Genomic DNA, 5,886 nt, shown 5'->3' with positions numbered 1-5,886 from the left:
AGCTAAAGCTTTCGCTTTATCAGACGATAACTGATTTAGAGAACTATCAATCTAGGACTCTATGTCGGTTAAATAGCAGGGTAGGGGTATCCCGCTGTTTAGCTATTAAATGATAAAGCGGAGGCTAACATGGCTATCTATGTAAATACTAATGTGAGTTCTTTGAACGCACAGCGTCAGTTGATGAAATCTGGCAACTCCTTAGACACTTCATTCCAGCGATTATCATCTGGCTTACGCATTAATAGTGCGAAAGACGATGCTGCGGGTATGCAAATCGCTAACCGTTTAACAGGACAAGTTAACGGCCTTAATCAAGGTAACCGAAATGCGAATGATGGTATTTCACTTGCGCAAACAGCTGAGGGTGCACTAGACGAAGTAACATCAATGTTCCAACGTATTCGTACGCTTGCACAACAAGCGTCGAATGGTTCGAATACTGATGAAGACCGTTTAGCACTTCAAGAAGAAATTCGATCATTAGCTTCAGAAGTTAATCGAGTGGCTGAAGATACAACGTTCGGTGGTCAAAACCTTCTTGATGGAACTTATAATGCCAGTTTCCAAGTTGGTGCTGATGCAGTTCAAACAATTAGCTTTAGCATGAAAAATGTTGGTGGTACAGCAAATTCACTAACTGCTAATGGTGGTTTTACTATGTCAGGCATCGCTCAAGTTGCTTCAGGTGTGACAGGAAAAGGCATGTCAACATTAGCTGCTGGTATTAGTGATGTTGGTACAGGTTTAACCGCAGCAACAGTTGGCTTTTCTGCATTCGGTGCAACAACTATTAGCGTATCTTCACAAGTTAATGCGCAGCAAGTATTAGCTGGTATGGATGCAATGATCGCTGTTGTTGATAAAAAACGCGCTGAATTAGGTGCGGTTCAAAATCGTTTCCAATCAACAATCCGAAATCAATCAAATATAGCTGAAAACCTAACAGCTGCACGTTCGCGTATTCAAGATACTGACTTTGCAACAGAAACTGCTAACTTGACTAAGATGCAAATCTTACAACAAGCAAGTAGCTCTATCTTAAGTCAAGCAAATCAGCGCCCACAAGTAGCTCTTTCGTTACTAGGGTAGTCTAAGTTTTAAGTCACTGTACAGAGGAAATTTTCAGTACAGTGGCTTATAATTTAACAGATAACAGCTGGAGAGAGAAATGATAGATATTAATTCCGCAGCTAGGGCTTCAGATAATGTTAATACTTCAAACAGTGTTTCTGTAAAATCAGTGTTAGATGAAGATAAGCTTAATAAAGGCACAGAAATTGCTAGTAGGGAACCTGTTAATATTGATGAAGTTTCAAGCAAGAAGCGTCAAGAAAAGCAAGATATGATTGCTGAGGTAAAAGAAAACCTCGAGAAGCTTAATAAATATATACCGGTAACTTCGACAAACTTAATTTTTGAGTTTGATGAGCTAGGTGAACCACCGATCATTAAAGTGCTCGATAAAGAAAGTGAAGAGGTGATCCGTGAGATACCCACAGAAGAGTTTCGAGAAGTGGCTAAAGCTTTGGATGAATTTGCCGATAAATTAACTAGTAAAGGTATGCTATTTAATCATTCAGCATAAAAGTGTAATATTTTTCAGGAGGTTAAAATGCCGTTAATTACTTCAGCTGGAATTGGCTCTGGCTTAGATCTTGAGAGCATTATCTCAGCAACCGTAAGTGCTGAAAACACTCCTAAAATGAACGCATTTGTTGCAAAAGAAGAGTCTTTACAGGTAGAGCTTTCAGCGATAGGTGAAATTAAATCTGCTCTTTCTAAGTTGCAAGACACTATCGAGAAGTTAGCTGATCCAGATAACTTTAACAAAAGAACTGCAACTATCAAACAGCCTACCAGTGATGATGGTGATCTGATATCAGTAACACCAACTTCAGATATTTCTCCTGGGGATTTCAACATTGAAGTATTAGAACTTGCTCAAGGTAGTAGAGCAACATCTAATGATGGCCTCTTTGCATCCACTGATGATGTGGTTACGGCATCAGGTGGTACTTTATCGTTTGCAGCAGGCGATAAAAATTTTGATATTACCTTAGATGCAGGTGCAACTCTTGCTGAGTTGCGCGATGCCATAAATGATTCAGATGACAACTTTGGCGTAACTGCCAATATTATAAATACAGGTACAGAGTCTAAGCTTGTCCTAACCTCATCTGTTACAGGTACTGGCAATGATTTAGTAATTACGAATGATACTGCTGAACTTGATAATGTTTCGACACTTGCTAACGATGGTGTTACTGCTGGTGGTATTGCAATTGCATCTGGTGATGAAGCTCAAGACGCTTCGATAAAAGTTGATGGTATTACTATTACTAATGATACCAACACGTTTAAAGATGCTGTTCAAGACATGACTATTACAGCTAAAAGAGAAAGCGTCGATGGTGAAACTGCAAAGTTATCAGTTCAAGTTGATCGTGAAAGTGTCACTAAGCTCGTAGATGAATTCATAGCGAATTATAACAATGTAATCGGGCAGTTAGGTTTTCAATCAAGAGTGGGTAAGCCACTCAATGGTGATGCAACGATTCGCTCTTTACAATCACAGCTTGTCAATAATTTATCTGTTAACTTAACAGATGCAGGTCCATTTGAAAGTATATTTGATATTGGCTTAGGCGTTGATAAGGATGGTTATTTAGAAAAGTCATCTCTAGTTCGTAGTTTAAATGAAGCAATGGACGAAAACTACGATGATATTGGCAAGGCTTTTGCAGGTGAAAATGGACTAGCTACACAATTTGAAACTTTATTAGAAAACTATGTTGACTCTAACGGTATAATTAAACAAAGAGAAACAAACTTAAACGCTCAGTTAGATGATCTCGAAGATGATGTCGCTAATCATGAATACCGTATGACTGAGCTAGAAGCTAGGCTTCGTAAACAGTACTCAGGTCTTGATGTGTTATTGGCTCAGATGCAATCGACTCAAACTTACTTGAGTGCTCAATTATCTAGTTTACCAGGGTTTACTAAATCAAAATCTTAGTAGTAGCTAATGTCTTCAGCAATTATTTGTAGGTAAATTATGTATAATGCAAAAGTAAGAAATTATCAGAAAGAAGCACTTAAAACTCGAGTTGCAGGTGCTGATCGTTATGAAATAATCCAAATGTTAATGGCTGGTGCTTTAGAAAAAATGGTATTAGCAAAAGTTGCAATTGAGAAAAAGCATCTTGAAGCTAAAAGTGAGCATTTATCTAAGGCATCTGCAATTATTGAAGCATTAAGAGGATGCTTAGATTTTGAAGTGGGTGGTGAGGTTACAGAAAACCTCTATGCATTATACTCATATATGCTAGACCGCCTTCTTGATGCGAGCATTAAGAATGATCCTACCATCATAGATGAAGTTTCGAGCTTATTAAAAGAAATCAAATCAGCATGGGATTCAATTCCTAATGATATTCGTCAGCAGACACTGAGTGAAAACGGTGTTGATGCTAATGTTGGCTGAACGCTTAGATAAACTAGATATTTGCCTCTGTTCTTTGTTAAAAAATATTGAAAATATGCATTTTGACGAGGCTGTAGCAAATACTAAACAGATTGAAAAATTACTGGAACAATGCTTTGCATCATCTGATATGTCAAATACAGATGTTAGTCGTCTTGAATCAATTTTAAATGATTTTAATAACTTGATAACGAAAGTAGCTTCTTTGAAGGCAGATACTGCAAAATCATTGGGCACACATCTCAAAACTCAAAAAAAATTAGACATTTATAAAAGTATAAAATAAGAGCCTTATGACTAAAGAATCGAGCTTAGAGCAGCAAATAGAATCGCTAGCAGAAAAACTTGATAGTTCTTTGCAGCAACAGATAAATGAAGAGAAGTTTGCAGAGCAAGCTAATATTCGGTTTGCTAATAATGTAACTGCTTTTGAAAAATACTACCCTGAAATTGCGCAAGCGATTAAAAACTATAAAACTCGGGATGACTTTTGTTTACATGTAACTCGAGAGCTTAAAGCAAATTTTGTTAAAAAAGGCGAAAAAGTACCTTTATATAATGATAATCCTTACACCCAATGCGTTGAACAAGTTGAAAGAAACCTAAATAAACCTGCTATTAGTGCGGTTAAATATGACTTCAGAAAAAAGAAGAAAGACAATCGCATTCATGTTAAATACATGAATAAAATTAGTGAATTACTAGCTAATATAAGAGAACAAAAACCTGATACATTGAAACGACTGCCAGATCGCTTCCCTAGCGCAATGATTTTTGGCATTGGTTTAGGATATCACCTTGAGTATTTGCTTAATAAGGTTGAGTTTGATTATATCCACATCGTGGAACCTGACTTTGAGCTTTTTTTTGCGAGCCTGTTTTGTATAGAGTGGGATGTAATTATTCAAAGAGTAGATGATTCATTAGGATGTTTATTTATACATCTAGGAATTAGCTATGAAAACTTCTTTGATTCACTTTACAAAGTTGTACAAGATATTGGGGCTTTCTCAATATCTAAAACCTTTTGCTACCAACACTACCCAAATAATGAATTAAACTCATTAATTTCAAATTTCTTTAAGCAGTTTTATCAATTTCAGAACGGCTTTGGTTTTTACAATGATGCTGTTACTAGCATAGCTCATACAATTAAACATATGAATAGTAACTTGCCATTTTGGATAAGTGATAATGTTGTAGCTGATGATGTAGCTGAAATACCTGTTTTTGTCGTGGGTAATGGACCATCATTAGATAGTGCGGAAGAATTACTAAGACAAAATAAAGATAATGCAATTATTTTGGCTGCAGGAACCGCCTTAGGTTCACTGCTTAAAATGGGTATAAAGCCAGACTTTCATGTTTTAATCGAGCGTCCTAAACGTAATTATGAAATTTTGCTTGAGACTCAAAAGAAAGAAGATTATTCCGATTTAAATTTATTAACAACTAATGTTATCTACTCACATACTCCTGAGCTTTATAAATGGACAGGCCTTGCAATAAAGGGGAACGAAGCAGGTTCAGATTATTATGCTCTGGCTAGAATAGGGAATGGATTGTTGCGTAGAGAAATAATTCCCTATTCAAACCCTTTAGTTGCAAATACAGCATTGTCTTATGCTAGTTCGTTTGGGTTCAAAAATATCTATTTAATTGGTGTGGATAATGCGATAACAGGTTCTGGGGAGCATCATTCTAAGTACTCTATTTACAATGATTCTTCTTTAAAACGTCAGTTTAAGCCTCACAGCGGTTACGATCATGAAGTCGAAGGGAATCTTGGGAACATAGTTTATGCAAATAATTTCTATATGGTTTCTAAAAATCAAATGGAATTATTAATTAAACATAAACCAAACTCTAATTACTTCAATGTTGGCCATGGTGCAAAACTAAAAGGAGCTTATCCATTAACTGAAGAAGAAGTCTTAATCCCTAGCCTTTCTACAGATAAAAACGAGGTTGTTGAATATATAAAAAATACTCAGTTTATCAGTGAGTCAGTAAAGGATGATGATTATCAAATGCTTGACTTAAAAGCTTTCTCTACTATAGCAAAAAACATAAAAGATATATCTCTATCTAGCTTTTCGAGTCGCCAAGATTGTTTAGATATTCTTCGGCGTCAATCGAGGTATGTATATTCTTTGAGAGGGGGGCGTTATAGTTACTACTTTCAATTATTCAAAGGCTCTTTGTTATATTATCATTGCCCATTGATAACTCTTTTATATAGCTATGAGGATGATAATTTAACACTTAATTGGTTTAAAGAGGGTCTAGATATGTGGAATGAGTATTTAGACGAGATTGAAGCTGATTTTCCTGAAAGTTATGATAAGCCATGTGACTGGGGACTGGAGTAAAGAAAGAAGCGCTTTATTCAAAGC

The 5,886-nt window shown here is 36.1% G+C and carries 6 protein-coding genes; all 6 read left to right on the top strand.

Going from position 1 to position 5,886, the window contains the following annotated elements:
* Nucleotides 1–129 precede the first annotated feature (129 nt).
* Nucleotides 130–1,092 (top strand): flagellin N-terminal helical domain-containing protein, encoded by a 963-nt coding sequence (locus tag L1D51_RS20105; RefSeq protein ID WP_054562209.1) that lies wholly within the window; start codon nt 130–132, stop codon nt 1,090–1,092.
* A gap of 79 nt (nt 1,093–1,171) precedes the next feature.
* Nucleotides 1,172–1,588 carry a flagellar protein FlaG gene (locus L1D51_RS20100; RefSeq protein WP_239964629.1) on the top strand — a complete coding sequence of 139 codons (417 nt, stop codon included), beginning with the start codon at nt 1,172–1,174 and terminating at the stop codon, nt 1,586–1,588.
* Nucleotides 1,589–1,615: 27 nt separating this feature from the next.
* Nucleotides 1,616–3,022, top strand: coding sequence for a flagellar filament capping protein FliD (fliD, locus tag L1D51_RS20095; protein ID WP_054562207.1), 1,407 nt, complete (start codon nt 1,616–1,618; stop codon nt 3,020–3,022).
* 39 nt (nt 3,023–3,061) lie between these two features.
* The gene (fliS, locus tag L1D51_RS20090; RefSeq protein ID WP_054562206.1) at nt 3,062–3,490 is read left to right on the top strand and encodes a flagellar export chaperone FliS; all 429 of its coding nucleotides are present in this window, start codon (nt 3,062–3,064) and stop codon (nt 3,488–3,490) included.
* Complete coding sequence (locus L1D51_RS20085; RefSeq protein ID WP_055197945.1) at nt 3,480–3,776, top strand: hypothetical protein; 297 nt, start codon at nt 3,480–3,482, stop codon at nt 3,774–3,776. Before fliS ends, L1D51_RS20085 begins: the two co-directional genes overlap by 11 nt.
* A 7-nt stretch (nt 3,777–3,783) precedes the next feature.
* The gene (locus L1D51_RS20080) at nt 3,784–5,862 is read left to right on the top strand and encodes a motility associated factor glycosyltransferase family protein (protein WP_054562204.1); all 2,079 of its coding nucleotides are present in this window, start codon (nt 3,784–3,786) and stop codon (nt 5,860–5,862) included.
* The last annotated feature ends 24 nt before the right edge of the window (nt 5,863–5,886 follow it).

It is taken from the genome of Pseudoalteromonas shioyasakiensis (assembly GCF_022398475.1).
GTDB lineage: Bacteria > Pseudomonadota > Gammaproteobacteria > Enterobacterales > Alteromonadaceae > Pseudoalteromonas.
This window is presented reverse-complemented; position numbering and strand designations above follow the sequence as displayed.